At 43.7% G+C, this 15,234-nt stretch carries 11 protein-coding genes; 8 read left to right on the top strand and 3 right to left on the bottom strand.

Annotation, left to right across the window (positions count from 1 at the left end):
* Nucleotides 1–303 precede the first annotated feature (303 nt).
* The 3 genes from ACKPQ5_RS07715 to ACKPQ5_RS07705 all read right to left on the bottom strand — a co-directional run bounded on the left by ACKPQ5_RS07715 (nt 304) and on the right by ACKPQ5_RS07705 (nt 2,292).
* Nucleotides 304–1,131: a PDZ domain-containing protein gene (locus ACKPQ5_RS07715; RefSeq protein ID WP_407678524.1), complete on the bottom strand. Its 828-nt coding sequence runs from the start codon at nt 1,129–1,131 to the stop codon at nt 304–306.
* Nucleotides 1,132–1,195: 64 nt separating this feature from the next.
* Complete coding sequence (locus ACKPQ5_RS07710; RefSeq protein WP_407678523.1) at nt 1,196–1,774, bottom strand: hypothetical protein; 579 nt, start codon at nt 1,772–1,774, stop codon at nt 1,196–1,198.
* A complete protein-coding gene (locus ACKPQ5_RS07705) occupies nt 1,771–2,292 on the bottom strand; it encodes an RNA polymerase sigma factor (RefSeq protein ID WP_407678522.1) in 522 nt (173 codons plus the stop codon). The genes ACKPQ5_RS07710 and ACKPQ5_RS07705 overlap by 4 nt, the downstream gene beginning before the upstream one ends.
* A gap of 408 nt (nt 2,293–2,700) precedes the next feature.
* On the opposite strand from ACKPQ5_RS07705, the gene eboE reads away from it, so the two are divergent.
* The 8 genes from eboE to ACKPQ5_RS07665 all read left to right on the top strand — a co-directional run bounded on the left by eboE (nt 2,701) and on the right by ACKPQ5_RS07665 (nt 15,222).
* Entirely contained in the window at nt 2,701–3,888 is a 1,188-nt protein-coding gene (gene eboE, locus ACKPQ5_RS07700; protein ID WP_407678521.1) for a metabolite traffic protein EboE, read from the top strand.
* 22 nt (nt 3,889–3,910) lie between these two features.
* The gene (locus ACKPQ5_RS07695) at nt 3,911–4,837 is read left to right on the top strand and encodes a UbiA family prenyltransferase (protein ID WP_407678520.1); all 927 of its coding nucleotides are present in this window, start codon (nt 3,911–3,913) and stop codon (nt 4,835–4,837) included.
* 22 nt (nt 4,838–4,859) lie between these two features.
* The gene (locus tag ACKPQ5_RS07690) at nt 4,860–6,047 is read left to right on the top strand and encodes a 3-dehydroquinate synthase (RefSeq protein ID WP_407678519.1); all 1,188 of its coding nucleotides are present in this window, start codon (nt 4,860–4,862) and stop codon (nt 6,045–6,047) included.
* Nucleotides 6,047–7,453 carry an alkaline phosphatase family protein gene (locus ACKPQ5_RS07685; RefSeq protein ID WP_407678518.1) on the top strand — a complete coding sequence of 469 codons (1,407 nt, stop codon included), beginning with the start codon at nt 6,047–6,049 and terminating at the stop codon, nt 7,451–7,453. Before ACKPQ5_RS07690 ends, ACKPQ5_RS07685 begins: the two co-directional genes overlap by 1 nt.
* A gap of 119 nt (nt 7,454–7,572) precedes the next feature.
* Nucleotides 7,573–8,598 carry an AAA family ATPase gene (locus ACKPQ5_RS07680; RefSeq protein WP_407678517.1) on the top strand — a complete coding sequence of 342 codons (1,026 nt, stop codon included), beginning with the start codon at nt 7,573–7,575 and terminating at the stop codon, nt 8,596–8,598.
* Between the two features lie 29 nt (nt 8,599–8,627).
* Nucleotides 8,628–9,548 (top strand): DUF58 domain-containing protein, encoded by a 921-nt coding sequence (locus ACKPQ5_RS07675; protein WP_407678516.1) that lies wholly within the window; start codon nt 8,628–8,630, stop codon nt 9,546–9,548.
* Nucleotides 9,545–11,917: a BatA domain-containing protein gene (locus ACKPQ5_RS07670; RefSeq protein WP_407678515.1), complete on the top strand. Its 2,373-nt coding sequence runs from the start codon at nt 9,545–9,547 to the stop codon at nt 11,915–11,917. The genes ACKPQ5_RS07675 and ACKPQ5_RS07670 overlap by 4 nt, the downstream gene beginning before the upstream one ends.
* Entirely contained in the window at nt 11,914–15,222 is a 3,309-nt protein-coding gene (locus tag ACKPQ5_RS07665; RefSeq protein WP_407678514.1) for a PA14 domain-containing protein, read from the top strand. Before ACKPQ5_RS07670 ends, ACKPQ5_RS07665 begins: the two co-directional genes overlap by 4 nt.
* Nucleotides 15,223–15,234 lie beyond the last annotated feature (12 nt).

Below are 15,234 nucleotides of genomic sequence, written 5' to 3'. Positions count from 1 at the left end.
CCCAAGGCGATACCAGCAGCTCCGCTCGTGGTATTTGCTCCCAAGGTTGTCCCCTGAGAAGCAGAAGATTGCTGCATGGTAACCATACCAGGCATTTGCGCGGACAATAATGCTCCTGAAAAAAGCAGAGCAGTTAGTGAAGAAATTATCAGTTTCATATAATAGATTGTTTAGTTTGGGCAGAATCTAAAATCTACAAAAGTGGTATTTGGGTCAAGCCCGAATTAATTGTTCTAATTTCAGACGATAATAAAACTGATTATCAACAAAATTATACCATTCCCTTCTTGCACTCTTTAGTAATTACTTTGAATTGATTTGCTTTTCCAACTTCTCGAGCCGGGATTTTAAATTTCCGGACAGTGCTTTTCTTTCTCCCGCATTATCAATCGGACCATCGAAGAGAACTTTTCCATAAGGGTCAGTGGCACGGAGCGATTTTTGACCATTTTTTTCAGTCCATTCTAATGTCCCCTCTTCATCGGTGATCATAACCTGACTCTGGCTGGTCTGCTTGGAAAAGGATTCAGTATTTGCCTTCGGGTGCAGGGGGTCATCTTCCGATTGTTTTTGGGGTAGTATTTTTTTATGCCTTACTCTGTTTTGATTAAAATGTAGAAAGGGTATTAAATCCTCAAGGTTTTGAGGATTATGTAAAAAAGGATCTTTTTCAAAAGAATCCATTCCAAAAGGGTCGTAATGTGGGAAACGATCATACAAACTGGGATTTTGGAACGGATCTTCTTGGGTAAGGTTGGATTCTCCCAGTTTTACGGTAATCTTTTGTTTTTTACCCTGTCTTAATAAAGTGAAGATTACTTCATCCGTTGGCATTTTGGAACGGACCAAATATTTGAGCTGTTCCTGATTTACCAAAATTTGATCATTCATCTGAAGGAGCAAATCAAATTTTTGAATACCCGCTTTTTCAGCCGGGCTGTTTTTTGCAACCAATTCCACATTTAGGTAAAGGTTTTCTGTAAGTTTAAGTTGATGGCTTACATTCGGATTTACTTTAGTTGCATAAATTCCGAGGTAAGCGGTCGTACGAGAATCGGAATCCTTATTTTTTGCAACCAGAGACAGGTTGTAAAGAATGCCAATGGTAAAAAGGAAAATAGAGAATTTCATGATTAGGTTATACCGGGTTAATAATAAGCAGTCTTTGGTACCTGCGGGCACGATGGAAGAGGTATTAGTATAACTCCAGGTCTATCAGATACACTTCCTGCCTCGGAGTTGTGGATAAAACACGGGTCTCTGAAGCTGGGTGCGTCCAAAGGGTTTCGTCTATAAAATGATACCTGTATTGCCGAGCCGGTAGTCCAGTTGCACGATCCACAATTCCCTCATCTACTCGACGAATAAACTTTTCTTCCGTTTGGGGATCCAGCCATCCCACCATCGGCATTCCAGAGAAATCCTCCAATTGCTCCGAGCTAACTCCGTGTAATGGACTATCATCATCAACCATACTAAATGGTTGAACCGCAAGAGGCTCCACTTTTTTGAATGCGATTTCATTCGAGCTCAGTTGTGAGAAATAAAAGAAAAACGCGACCGCAGCGGCAATTCCTATACCCGGTATTGTCCAGGCTAAGATTTTGGTAAAAGAGGACTTTACGATCGATTGTTCCGCCTGATCGTGGAGATGGCACATCGCAACCGATCCTGCTTCTCCCAGTGCGTCCTCGATCTGTTTTGTAAATTCATCGGTGGGAGGACGGGGAGAAAGCGAGGAGAGTTCCTTTTCTAATTTTTCGAAATCGTTCATCGATTTGGAGTGGTTCCGCTTTCTAATTCCTGCGGAACGGAATCTTTTAATTTCTGCAAGGCATAGCGATAACGGGAAGCAACAGTATTTAAAGACAGATCCAAGGTGCGGCTAATTTCGTCAAATGTGAGATCTCCCCAAATTTTAAGCATTAACACCTCACTTTGTTCTTTGGGCAGTCTTTCAATCGCACGAAGGAGTGCCTGCTTTCGTTCGTCTTTTTCCAAATTTCGTTCGAAAGAGGTAGAGAGTGGAGAATCGAGAATGACTTTTTCCTCCCGAATACGACGCCTGTCAATACTGCGTGCCCAATCAATTGCCAGCCTGCGAATGGCTCGATACACCAGGCCGGGGGAAACTTCTCCGGTGTGCCCATATAATCGCCAGATTCTAACAAATGCCTCCTGGACCAAATCTTCTGCATCATCTGGATAACGGGCTTGCTGACGAGCAAACAGAACTAATTTACCACCATGCTTGGCAAACCATTTCTTCCATATCGGTTCTGAGATATTCATTACTTTCAATAAACGAGCGAAACCAGAAAATTGATTTGTTTAATAATGTTCAAAATCATTTGTTCCACAAACTTAATCCTGTCGTTCATTCCATTGTTTGTTTTCGAATGCAAAAAATTACTCACTTGATAATGAATGGAATTTATAAAAACTTAGTAGTAAGGATGAAGTGAGGCTTTTTATACATTTTTTAAAGTTCACGAAAATTGGCATCATAGATGCAATATTATTTTTAAGGGCAGGATAACCGTTACGGTTAACAAAAATTAATGTGCGACTCTGGGCGGGGTCGCACATTTTTTTTGTCCACAAAAATAATTTGATCCATCTTGGTTTAAGGAACGAGTAAACTTGTCTTTAAAATGGGGCTGCGGTATGCCTAGATTATTTGTATTAATCCAATAATATATGAAACTCTTGCATAATATTGAACTTGCCTACTGCACCAATGTTCACCGAGGCAGTACATGGGTGGAAACTTTCCACGCCTTGGAAAACTATGTTTTACAAGTGAAGAATTTAGTCTGTCCGGATAAGCCATTTGCAATTGGGTTACGCCTGGGTGCAACGGCCGCTCAATCGCTTGCCGATCCCAAAACATTACTCTCCTTCCAAAATTGGCTTGAAAAAAAGAACTGCTATATTTTTACGATTAATGGTTTCCCATATGGCGAATTCCATGGCACCCGGGTAAAAGAACAGGTCTATCGACCGGACTGGACCGATCCGGATCGCCTGGATTACACTTTACTTCTTTTTGAAATTCTCGAGCAATTATTGCAACCGGGCGAAGAAGGAAGCGTCAGTACGCTGCCAGGATCTTTTAAAGAATTTCATGCCCCTGGAAAAATTCCTGAAGCCGTGTTTGAAAATATTAACCGTTGTGCACTGGGGATTGAGAAAATCAGACAAAAAAAAGGACTGGATCTCCACCTTGGACTCGAGCCCGAACCACTTGGCTCCTTTGAAACGACGGAAGAAACTCTTTCTTTTTTTGACCAGCTGCATGGATTTGCTCAATCTCCCCATTTAAAAGAAACCGTTGGAGTGAACTATGATTGTTGTCACTTGGCCGTGGAATATGAGGATGCGCAGGAAGGACTCAATCAATTAGCGGAAGCGGAAATTCGCCTAAGTAAGTTACATTTAAGTTCTGCCTTGCGGGCGGAACCAAGTACGAAAAACCTTCAGTTGCTCCATTCATTCGTCGAAGAGGTTTACCTCCATCAAGTGGTGGTGGGAAAAAAGGGAAAAATTTTACAACGCCATAAGGACCTCGATCTTGCCTTGGCACATGCTAATTCTGGAAACCAGGAACTGGGAGATGAATGGCGAATTCATTTTCATGTTCCATTACATACTTCTCCCAGCTCGACCTTGCATGATACCAAGCAACATGTTCTCGATACCCTGGACTGGTTGGCAAGAAACCCAAACGCGTGCAGGCATTTGGAAATGGAAACCTACACATGGGAAGTTCTCCCCACTGAACTACAATCGGTTGAGGTTGTGGAACAGATTGCCAAAGAATATGAATGGACCTTAAATGCACTCTCCCAACGCGGATTAGCCAACGGGGAACCATCCACTTCATAACAGACCGCAAGGGTACAAATTGATGAAATCCTTTCTGCACCAAGCTTTTACCTTAGCCAGAGTATCGAACTTACCGACTGTCTGGACTAATGTCCTGGCGGCGTGGGCAATCAATGCGACTGCCAGTTCAACATTTAAAATCATGCCAGAAGTTTGTGATTTTGCTTTTTTTGACTGGAACACTTTTGTCTACTTACTCATCGGTTCGAGCCTAATTTATGCAGGGGGTTGCACATTGAATGATGCCTTTGATCAAGATTTCGACCAAGCGCACAACCCCAAACGCCCATTGCCAAGCGGTTCCATATCAGCCCAGACCGTTTGGATTCTCGGCAGCCTGGAGCTCATCCTGGGAGGGGTTCTTTTAGTAACGGTAGCGGGGTGTGAAAAGACCTGGGTATTCGCTCTGATTGCTTCCGTACTTTTTTATGATTACATTCATAAAAAATGGGCCGGGGGAATTATAATCATGGGAGGATGCCGATTTTTTCTCTGGCTTGTCGCGGCAACCGCAGCAGGAAAATCTGAACTTGCACCCCAAAGCTTGATTTGGGCATCTGTTCTTGCCTCCTATATTATTGGAATAAGTTGGTTCGCTCGGGGAGAATCCCAAAAGAAAACAGAGCCGGTTCAATACTCAATAATCCTGCTCTTTTCCACCCCACTGATCGCCCTCGCTCTATTGGTATATTGGAATCAACTCGATCCCATTCGAGTATTTCTATGCAACCTGACCGGTCTGTTGGTTGCGTGGATTGCCTTTAGTTCAATCTTACTGATGAGAGAGGAGAAAAACGGGGCCATCGGGAAGGGTGTTTCTCGCTTGCTTGCAGGGATTTGTGCATTGGATGCAACCGCCCTGTCATTCTATGCACCAAGCCTGATTGCGCCCTGTCTCTGTTGTTTATCGATCGCTGTATTAATGCAAAAGAAGTTTGCGGCGACATGATAGTCTGAATAGATTTTCAAGCATGAATTCATCCTACTCATACATTCGAAAAAACATTCGCCTGGAATGTTCGCACAAGGTGTATTTTACCAAAGGATCATTTTCTACCAAAAATGATACTTTAGCCGAGATCCTTCAACCCCATCGAGAAGGTATTAAAACCAAGGCATTGGTTTTTGTGGATGAAGGAATAATCGATGGTAATCCCAATTTACTTGAACATATTGCAAGTTATTTCCGCTCGCGGGAAGATCGTATTAACTTAGTGTGTTCGCCCCAGTTCATTCAAGGGGGAGAACCGGCAAAGAATGATTGGTCTTTGGTGGAGAAAATATGGGAATTACTAAACCGGTATTCCATGTGCCGACATTCCTATGTGATCGTGATTGGAGGGGGTGCCGCACTTGACTTGGTTGGGTTTGCTGCCTCCACAGCACACCGCGGGGTTCGTCTGGTACGATTTCCCACCACAACACTGAGCCAGGGAGATGGTGGAGTCGGGGTGAAAAATGGAGTTAATTATTTTGGAAAAAAGAATTGGATTGGTACCTTTTCTGTTCCGGAGGCAGTGGTAAATGATTTTAACTTTCTCCTGGGACTACCCCACTCCCAAAAACGAGCAGGTTATGTGGAAGCGATCAAAGTAGCGTTAATACGAGACCGGTCATTTTTTGAATTTATTGAAGAAAATGCAGAAAATCTTTCTTCTTTTAATGAAAACCTTCTCGAACAAGTGATCAAAAAGAGTGCGGCTCTCCATCTCGATCATATTGCCAGTTCGGGCGACCCTTTTGAAAAAGGCTCCGCCCGACCACTCGACTTTGGACACTGGGTCGCCCATAAGCTCGAACAAATATCCGACTTTAAAATTGGCCACGGAGAAGCCGTTGCAATTGGATTGGCAGTCGACTTGACTTATTCCGCGCTGGTGGGATTAGTTAAAGCTAAAACTACCGAGCGCATTTTATGCCTTTTGGAAACACTCGGTTTTCCCCTCTACCACGATCTCTTAAATGAGATTTCCGCGAATGGAAATCGAGTCATTCTTGAGGGTCTCGAGGAGTTTCGCGAGCACTTGGGAGGTGAACTTACGATTACTTTAATCCAGGGAATTGGCGAGGGGATTGAAGTCCATGCGATGGATCGTAAGATCATTCTTGATGCCGTCCGCGATTTAAATAATCGCCACATAGCCCTACGAAATGCCTGATGAATAGCACGACCAAGAACAGCCCCCGGACGGCTGTTCTTAATCTGGTTGGACTTTGTGGCAGGCACCTCGGGAAACACACACCAAACCTAGTTGCCTTTGCAGAAAAGCACAAAGGCTATCAGGTCATTGAACCCGTCCTGCCTGCCCTGACCTGTTCGGCTCAATCGACCTACCTTACCGGGAAGCTTCCAAAAAGTCATGGAATTGTAGCCAATGGTTGGTACGACCGGGAATTAAATGAGCACCATTTTTGGAAACAGTCCAATCGTTTAGTAAAAGGTAAAAAAATATGGGATATACTTCGGGAAGAAAATCCGGGGTTTTCATGTGCGAACCTATTTTGGTGGTATAACATGCATTCCTCCGTGGATTATGCGATCACACCCCGCCCCCTATACCGGGCAGATGGACTGAAAACTTTTGATATTCATACCCAACCCATGAACCTTCGAGAAAAGATCAAGGCGGACTTGGGCGAATTTCCATTTCATGGATTCTGGGGACCGCGTGCCGGGATTGATTCTTCCAATTGGATCGCCGAGTCGGCCAAATGGACAGAAGAAAAAAACACCCCCGATCTATCACTCGTTTATTTACCCCACCTCGATTATGATCTCCAACGCTTAGGCCCGAACGATCCTAGTATTGCCACTGCACTGCACGATTTAGATCGAGTGGCGGGAGATTTAATTTCTTTTTATGAAAAGAAGGGCATTCAAGTACTCCTGCTTTCTGAATATGGAATTTCGGAAGTAAACCATGTAATCTACCCCAATCGTGAATTCCGAAAAAAAGGATGGCTCAGTATTAAAGATGAACTCGGACTGGAATATCTTGATTGTGGCGGTTCGAAGGCTTTTGCTATTACCGACCATCAGGTCGTCCATGTATACCTTTCCGATCAATCCAGTTCATTTCGAAACGAAGTCCGTTCCTGTCTTGAAAACATGGAGGGTGTGGACCGCGTCCTCGATTTGGAATCAAAAAAAGAAATCGGACTCAATCACGAGCGAGCGGGTGACCTCGTGGCATTTTCCAACGAAAACTCCTGGTTTGCTTATTACCATTGGGAAGACGATGCCCTTGCTCCAGATTTTGCACGGTGTATCGATGTCCATCGAAAATATGGGTATGATCCAGCCGAACTTTTTGTGGATCCGACTCTCTTCTTTCCCTCCCTTCAAGTTGCCCGGAAATTACTAGGGAAAAAATTGGGGTTCCGGACTAACATGAATCTCATTCCACTCGATGCAAGCCTGGTCAAAGGAAGTCATGGCACACGGACGAAAGATGCTCTTGATTGGCCGATTATTTTAGGTCATGGAATCAAACCATCCAGTTCTCCCCTTCAGTCTACTGAGGTCATGAATTGTATGTTGAGACTTTGTAAGGCGGAAAGATAATAAGTCCTTCATATTTTACATAAAAAAGGCAATTTTGTGATTGCTACTCAAAATTATGTAATCAAAAACGAAATATTATCTTATTTTTCCGCTTTTCTTAATTCGAACCAAAATCTCACATGAGCCCAGCCAAAAAAAAACCGATTAATGATGAAGAAATGGCCCAAAAACTGGTGCTTGCCTACGAAAAAATAAAAGCCCAGGTCCACCAGGTAATCGTCGGTCAGGATGCGGTCCTTGATCAACTATTAATCGCTATGCTCGCCCGGGGACATTGCCTGTTGGAAGGTGTACCTGGACTTGCAAAGACCCTAATGATCCGCTCACTCGCACAGGCAATTGAACTGAGCTTCCGGAGAATTCAGTTTACTCCCGATCTGATGCCTGCCGATATTACAGGAACTGATATTATACAAGAGGATAAAAAGACCGGACATCGCGAACTGGTTTTTGATAAAGGACCCATTTTTAGTCAAATCATTCTAGCCGATGAGATTAACCGGACACCTCCTAAAACTCAGGCTGCATTGCTGGAAGCGATGCAGGAACACGATGTGACAGTGGGGGGTAAAACTTATCATTTGGAGGAGCCCTTTTTTGTACTGGCAACCCAAAACCCGATTGAACAGGAAGGCACCTATCCACTCCCTGAAGCACAACGCGATCGATTTTTATTCCAGATCATTGTGGATTATCCGACCCGTGAAGAAGAAAGGCAAATTGTAGAACAAACCACTTCCACATTTGAATCAAAACTGGAACCGGTGATTGATGGACCCTCTTTAATCGAGTGCCAGGAAACCGTACGAAAAGTTCCGGTTCCGGATCATGTTTACGACTTCGTACTTGAACTGGTTCGCGGTGCACGGCCCAAGGAAGAAAACGCAGCAGGCTGGGTTAAGGATTTGATTGATTGGGGGCCCGGTCCCCGTGCATGCCAACAACTCATACTCGGTGCAAAAGTCCGGGCATTACTAAATGGACGTTTTCATGCCAAGATTGAAGATGTAACTGCCTTGGCACATCCTGTATTACGGCATCGAATTGTTCCCACTTTTAATGCCGAAGCAGAGGGAATAAGCGTGGATTCATTGATCGACCGACTTATTGAAGAAGTACCGACAAAGAAAGAAGCCGTTTTATAGTCCTCTCTTTGCACTCCAAGTTACTCTAGATGGCCGGCACATCCGACTTTCTTGACCCCCAGGAACTTTCCCTCCTCGCCAAGCATCAGGTGCTTGCCAAACGAGTGGTGGAAGGGTTCTGTTCCGGACTTCACCGCTCCCCACACAAAGGATTCAGTGTTGAATTTAAACAACACCGGGCCTACACACCCGGGGATGAAATCCGCCGTTTAGACTGGAAAGTATTTGGAAAAACAGACCGTTTTTTCATTCGTGAATATGAAGAGGAAACTAACCTCAGGTGTAACATGCTACTCGATGCAAGCGGATCGATGGGATACAAGGGCGACCGGGCGATCAGCCAAACCAAGCTGGATTATGCATCCCGGATGGCCGCCTGCCTCGCTTATTTAATCCTCAGGCAAACCGATAGCGTAGGACTTACTGTTTTTGATGAAAAAGTCCGGTCCCAACTTCCCGTTCGTGGTGGTCCTTCCCATGTAAAAAATATTATCGATATTCTAGCTTCCACGAAAGTGGGGGGGGAGACTGACCTAGGCTCTGTTTTCCATGAACTCGCCCCAAAAATAAAACGACGTGGATTACTCGTACTCTTTTCGGATTGTTTTGGTGATTTGGAATCCACACTCAAAGGACTTGCCCATTTTCGACATGCTAAACATGACATCGTAATTTTTCAAATTTGGGATCGGGATGAACTTGATTTTCCTTTTCAAAATTGGACACGCTTTGAATGCTTGGAAAAACAGGGCCTCAAGCATACCGTGGATCCAAAACATCTCCGGGAAGCCTATTTAAAAAACCTAGAAGTTTTTCGGGATGGATTAACCAAAGGATGTCATCGAAATCGAATCTCTTTGGTACCCATGGTTACCGACCAACCCTATACCGATGGACTGGGGGCGTTTCTTGCCGCTCGAAATAAAATTAGAAGGCCAGGTAGAATATGACTTTCCTCAATGGAATTCTCGCTTTTGGAGCAATTGCGGCACTGGTTCCTTTACTCATTCATTTATTGAACCGTAGTCGGTTTAAAGTAGTCGCATGGGGTGCTATTCATTTGCTCGAATCTGTCTTACGTAAAAACCGGAAGCAGGTACAACTTGAACAAATTATTCTGCTCATTATTCGTTGCATCATTCCAATTCTTCTCGCCCTTGCACTCGCCCGTATGGTCGTCACGGAATGGGGACCTTTTTTAAACCGTATTATTCTTCCTCTGGTTGCTCTTGGATTTTTAATCTTAGTTGCCCTACTCCCCCGAGCCAGAATTTGGGGGGGCACACTTTGTGCATGTGTATTGTTATATATCCTGGGAGCGGAAACGGGAATTATTCCAAATCCAAATAGCCAGGATTCCGTTCGGGCTCTTTCCGGAGATGTTCCCTCCTCCACTGTCGTTTTGTTAGACGACAGTTTTTCAATGAATGCCCAAAACGGTTTTTCCCAGGCCCGTACATTTTCAACTTCACTGCTCAATGAACTTGGGAAAGGATCGGAAGCGTCAGTCATTAGAATGGGTGGTTCCCCTGCCCCACTTTTCGCAAAACCCACTTCCGAAAATGACACCCTTGCCCAACGAACTAATTTATTAAAAGCACAGAGCGACCGGATCCCATTACTGGATGCTCTGGACGAAGCACTTGGAGCCATTCACTCGGGCAAAAATCCAAAAAAGGAAATTATCCTTCTTTCTGATTTCAGAAAATCAGATTGGGAAAACCTCGATCTTGCCGCTTTGTCTTCCTTTAAAGAAAGAATGCGGGAAGAGACTATTCAACCTGTTATGACGATTATTGATTGGGGAAAGGATGAAAATCAGAATGTCAGCGTTGAGGAAATCGAATTATCCGCAACAACCGTGGGCATCGGGCAAAATATTAAAATTCGGGCGAACCTTCGAAATGGGGGAGACAATGTTTATGAAGGCGATTTGGTAGCCCGCTTATTTATTGATGATGCCGACACCCATATTGACGAAGCCATTCTCTCGCTCCCCGCCAAAGAAAGTACTCAGGTTTTATTCACTCATCATTTTAAAAAGGCAGGTTCCCATACCATTGGAATTGATCTATCCGTTGCTGACGATCTTCCTCAGGATAACCGTCGGTCCGCTTCGATTACTGTAATTGATCGATTAGGTGTCCTCCTTATTGATGGGGACCCATCCAAGGAATGGCTTCGTGGAGAGACTGATTTTATCAAACTTGCACTTACCCCCTTCTTCGAAGCGGAAGAAAAAAAAGACCTGCAATCTAAGGATCTGATTGATGCTCAAGTAGTATCAGCAAGTAATTTTGACCCCGTTCAAAATTTAAAAGGGCAAAGCCTTGTGGTTTTAGCCAATGTTTCCAAGTTGTCGGAAGAAGGAACCAAGGCAATTGAAACATTTGTTATTGAAGGAGGTGGGCTTTGGATTTGTGCGGGTGACCAAATGGATTTGGATTGGTATAATAAAGAACTCGGAATTACGGGACCAGGTTTACTTCCCATGCCTTTACTTTCAGAAAAGAAAAAGAATACTAACGAAAGTATTCAAACCCGCATTGTATCTTCTTTTTTTGATCACCCTGCCCTCTCACTTTTTAATGATCCTAGAAATGGAAGCCTTGCCGATGCAGAGATTAATAATTGGATACAACTCGATGAAAGCCGGGCAAAGCTTGAAAAAAATAGTACCGTTCTTGCCCGCCTGGAAACGGGAGATCCTCTGATCGTCGAAAAGAAGTCAGGGGAAGGAGTTGTGCTCTTCTTAGGTACATCCATTGATACTGACTGGACAAACTTACCCGCACGTAGTTGCTACCTTCCTCTTACCCAGCAACTCGCGTCCTATCTGGCGGATCAAGTCACACCTCCACGCAACTTACTTTCCGGTTCGACGATCACTCATTATCTTCCCGATGATCAATCGGGAGAAAACTTTCAACTCACCCTACCCAATGGACAGGTACGAACTCTGGTCGCAAATACAAGGGGTGAAAAAGCATTGATTGAATTTACCAACACCCGCCTTCCAGGAATTTACAAACTGAAGTCGGAAAATAATGAAGTGGTTCATTTTGCGGTGGGTTCATCCTCCTCCGAATCAAGACTTGAACGATTAACGAAAGAAGAAATTACCGAGAAAACAAAAGGCCTTGCTGAAACGGTTGATATTATTGATGGAACAAATAATAACCCCCTTGCTGCCTATCGAAAACTTGACAGTGAACGAAAATTTGGAAGGGAAACATGGAAGATTTTATTAAGTGCAGTTCTAGTCTTAATTTTTCTTGAAATTATTTTACAACGAAAATTCGGAAGGGTCGTATTATGAACACCCCGCTTAATCAATGGGATCTAATATGGACCGGGGAATGGGAGTTATGGCAAGGGGTACTTGTGGCACTCGTGTTTTCATTTCTTGCTTGGTTTTTATACCGGGGTGAGCTCGCACGGAGTACAACAAGTAAGCTTAGGTTTATCCTTCCGACCCTACGAATCGTTGCGATCTTTCTCGTTATCATAACCTTTGCCGGTCCGGTTCTTCGTACTACATGGGAAGACGGGGAACGGGGTCGTATCCTTGTGTTTTTAGATTCTTCAGAAAGTATGGCTCTTACCGATGAACATATGGATGCAGGTCGAAAACTAGTTCTTGCCGAGCAGCATGGGTTTCTTCCCAAAGATCAGGACCTTGCCAACTTCAGTCTTCATGAATCCTCCGTACTTCTTCGAAAAGCGAGTGATCAGATAATGAAAGAAATTTCTTCGGCAAAACAAAACTTCCAAAATCTCGAAAAAAATATTCGAAAGAATATCCGGGAGGCCCATTCCCTGTTGTCAAAAAAGAATCAATTTAAACCCGTGGTAAAAGAAAAAGAGGGAGTACTTTTGGAAGAAATTTGGGAGGATGTAAAGGGAAGTGATCTTGCCTCCATCTCCGGAAGTAAAAAATTTAAATCTCAAAAGCCCGACCAAAGTTCTTATCTCACTTCTGCAAGCAGCAAAGAGGGAATCGGGGATAATTATATCAGACGATTACACGGATATCTACATCCTCCCATTTCTGGAGATTATATATTTTGGATATATTCAGATGATTATTCCAGTCTTCGTATCAATTCGAATGGAATGAATCCACAGGGAGCAAAAGAAATTCTCAATGTTACCCAGGCGATGAGTAAAACATGGGATTCGAACCGAAAGAGCTCTAAAATAAAACTGACCGCTGGCCAAAAATACAACTTTGAAATTATTCATAAAGAAGGAAACGGGGGAGATTTTGTTGCCGTTGGGTGGACCCTGCCCGATGGGAAAATGGAACGCCCCATCCCTGGTATCCGTTTTTCTGCCCCCTCCAATGAAAAAAATCCGTCTTTTTCAAATTGGACAGAGGGAATGAAAAAGGAAATGGATCCACTTTTGAAGTCAATCAAAGATTCGGATTCTAATAATCCTGACCTTTGGAAAAGACTCGCCGGTTCTTTACTCAAGTATTCAGACCAGTTAGAGGAATCCTTCAATGCCTATGCCAAGGAAATCTTAACGAGTGGTAATGAAAGTATATTGAGTGCGATGAATTCTTTTGAAGACTCCAATCGATGGAATCGTGCCACTCGAATTTTGACCAAGAAGAACAAGGGCTTGCTTGCCAATCTTTCTGAGACTCACATTCTTGAAGTACGGACTATTTCCGGTAATAGCACCAGCTTGCTCTGGGAAAATGAATCATCCCCTAACCTTCCGACCTTTGAGATTGAACCGGTTGATTCAAGCACAGATCTCGCAACCGGAATTTGGTCGACCATAAAAGTGGGGGAAGATCAATCAAACTCCACCAAAAACACCCGGGCCGCGGCGGTTCTTTTTAGTGATGGCGGTCATAATCGAGGTGGCTCACCACTTGAAATTTCTAAATTACTCGCCGCACGAAATCTTCCTATCCATACCGTGGGTTTGGGTAGCAATCAAAGACCACCAGATCTAGCAGTTCTTTCAATTCAAAATCCATCAAGTGTTTTTAAGGAGGACCGGGTGCGGGGAACAATTACCTTGAAAGATGATTTGATTCCAGGAACACCCTTTCATTTGCTGATTAAAGATTCTGATAATTCAATTGTTTGGGATCAAAACCTAAGTGGTTTAGATATACGCAGAAGAGCAGTTGAATTTGATTTCCCTGCCAAAGAACTGGTCGAGAAAAAACAAGCCTTATTGGGTGAAAACAAAGAATTAATTCTTCATTCCGTTCCCCTCCGGTTAAAAGTTGAAGTTGAACCGATTGAAGGAGAAAGCGAATTAGCCAATAATGTCATTCCATTCTCTGTGGATGCGGTGACCAGAAAAAATCGGCTCCTTATTTTGGATGGCAGGCCCCGTTGGGAAACTCGGTATTTAAAAAATTTATTTGAACGGGATGAAAGATGGGATGTTACCTGTGTATGGGGTGGTATTGGTTCCAGCAATGACATACTAGCCAGGGGTAAAGAAGGTGATGTTTTCCCCGATGAAAAAAATATTCTCTTTAGCTACGACCTGATCGTATACGGAGAATTGGAAGCCAATGAACTCAAAACAAAGGAACAGGAGTGGATTCGTGATTTTGTGGGCCAACGCGGTGGCGGTTTACTCTTTTTAGATGGACCACGACAAATACTAAGAAAATATTCAAACGCTGAAACGGAACCTGTGCTCGGCTTACTACCGGTTCGATGGAAAAAGAACAGTCCACCCAGGGTGGCCCCACGGGCTTTTTCTTTCAACCAACAAACCAATCAATTACCCGCTCTCATCTTAGAACCTATTTCGCAAAGAAACCGTAAACTATGGAAATATTTGCCCGTTCCAGCATGGGCTGCTCCAGTGGAAATTCTTCCCAATGCAGAAATTTTTCTGCAAGCCCAACTAGATGAAACTGGAAAAAACCTGACTCCACTCCTTGCCGGCCATCGCTTTGGTGCAGGGAAGGCCCTGTATGCAGGCTTTGATGAAACATGGAAATGGCGGTTTGAAGTGGGGGATAAATATCACCAAAGATATTGGAATCAGTTAATCTCGTGGATTATGGAAAAACCATTTGCGGTGAGCGATTCTCGAATTTCTCTTGATGTGGGAGGAAATACATTTTCTTCCGGAGAAAAAGCGGTCATACGGGCTCGACTACGAGATGAAAATGGAAAGCCAGCCCAAGAACCTTACCCGGAAGTCGATGCGCTTCTATGGAACGGAACAAAAGTAATTGCAACAATCCCATTACAAGCTGAGGCAGGAGGATTATTCCTTGGTGAAACACCACAACTTGGCCAAGGAAATTACCGTGTCTCTCTTCGATCTCCGGAATTCTTAAATGAAAGCGATTCGGAAGTTGAGGCTCGATTTTTAATCAAACCGATCATGAACAGTGAAAAGAGTTATCTCACCTGTAATGTTGAACTCTTAAAACAAATGGCTGATTTATCAGGAGGTACATTTTTACTGGAGGAACAAGCCGGGCAACTTAATAAAATTCTCAAACCAGTCAGCTCAGGAAGAATGATCACATCTGAACTCGTACTTTGGCAAAGTTACTGGTGGTTTGCTCCAATATTTTTTCTACTCGCAATCGAATTACTTCTCCGTAAACGAGCCGGAATGCTTTAAATTTACCCATCC

The sequence above is a fragment of the Candidatus Seribacter sulfatis genome, from assembly GCF_964187635.1.
GTDB classification, from domain to species: Bacteria; Verrucomicrobiota; Verrucomicrobiia; order Opitutales; family Seribacteraceae; genus Seribacter; species Seribacter sulfatis.
This window is presented reverse-complemented; position numbering and strand designations above follow the sequence as displayed.

Bases quoted from the DNA above. Each gene is read 5' to 3' on its own strand.
- ACKPQ5_RS07665 (WP_407678514.1), top strand. From the start codon at position 11,914: ATGAACACCCCGCTTAATCAATGGGATCTAATATGGACCGGGGAATGG.
- ACKPQ5_RS07705 (WP_407678522.1), bottom strand. From the start codon at position 2,292: ATGAATATCTCAGAACCGATATGGAAGAAATGGTTTGCCAAGCATGGT.
- eboE (WP_407678521.1), top strand. From the start codon at position 2,701: ATGAAACTCTTGCATAATATTGAACTTGCCTACTGCACCAATGTTCAC.
- ACKPQ5_RS07680 (WP_407678517.1), top strand. From the start codon at position 7,573: ATGAGCCCAGCCAAAAAAAAACCGATTAATGATGAAGAAATGGCCCAA.
- ACKPQ5_RS07710 (WP_407678523.1), bottom strand. From the start codon at position 1,774: ATGAACGATTTCGAAAAATTAGAAAAGGAACTCTCCTCGCTTTCTCCC.
- ACKPQ5_RS07685 (WP_407678518.1), top strand. From the start codon at position 6,047: ATGAATAGCACGACCAAGAACAGCCCCCGGACGGCTGTTCTTAATCTG.
- ACKPQ5_RS07690 (WP_407678519.1), top strand. From the start codon at position 4,860: ATGAATTCATCCTACTCATACATTCGAAAAAACATTCGCCTGGAATGT.
- ACKPQ5_RS07715 (WP_407678524.1), bottom strand. From the start codon at position 1,131: ATGAAATTCTCTATTTTCCTTTTTACCATTGGCATTCTTTACAACCTG.
- ACKPQ5_RS07695 (WP_407678520.1), top strand. From the start codon at position 3,911: ATGAAATCCTTTCTGCACCAAGCTTTTACCTTAGCCAGAGTATCGAAC.
- ACKPQ5_RS07670 (WP_407678515.1), top strand. From the start codon at position 9,545: ATGACTTTCCTCAATGGAATTCTCGCTTTTGGAGCAATTGCGGCACTG.
- ACKPQ5_RS07675 (WP_407678516.1), top strand. From the start codon at position 8,628: ATGGCCGGCACATCCGACTTTCTTGACCCCCAGGAACTTTCCCTCCTC.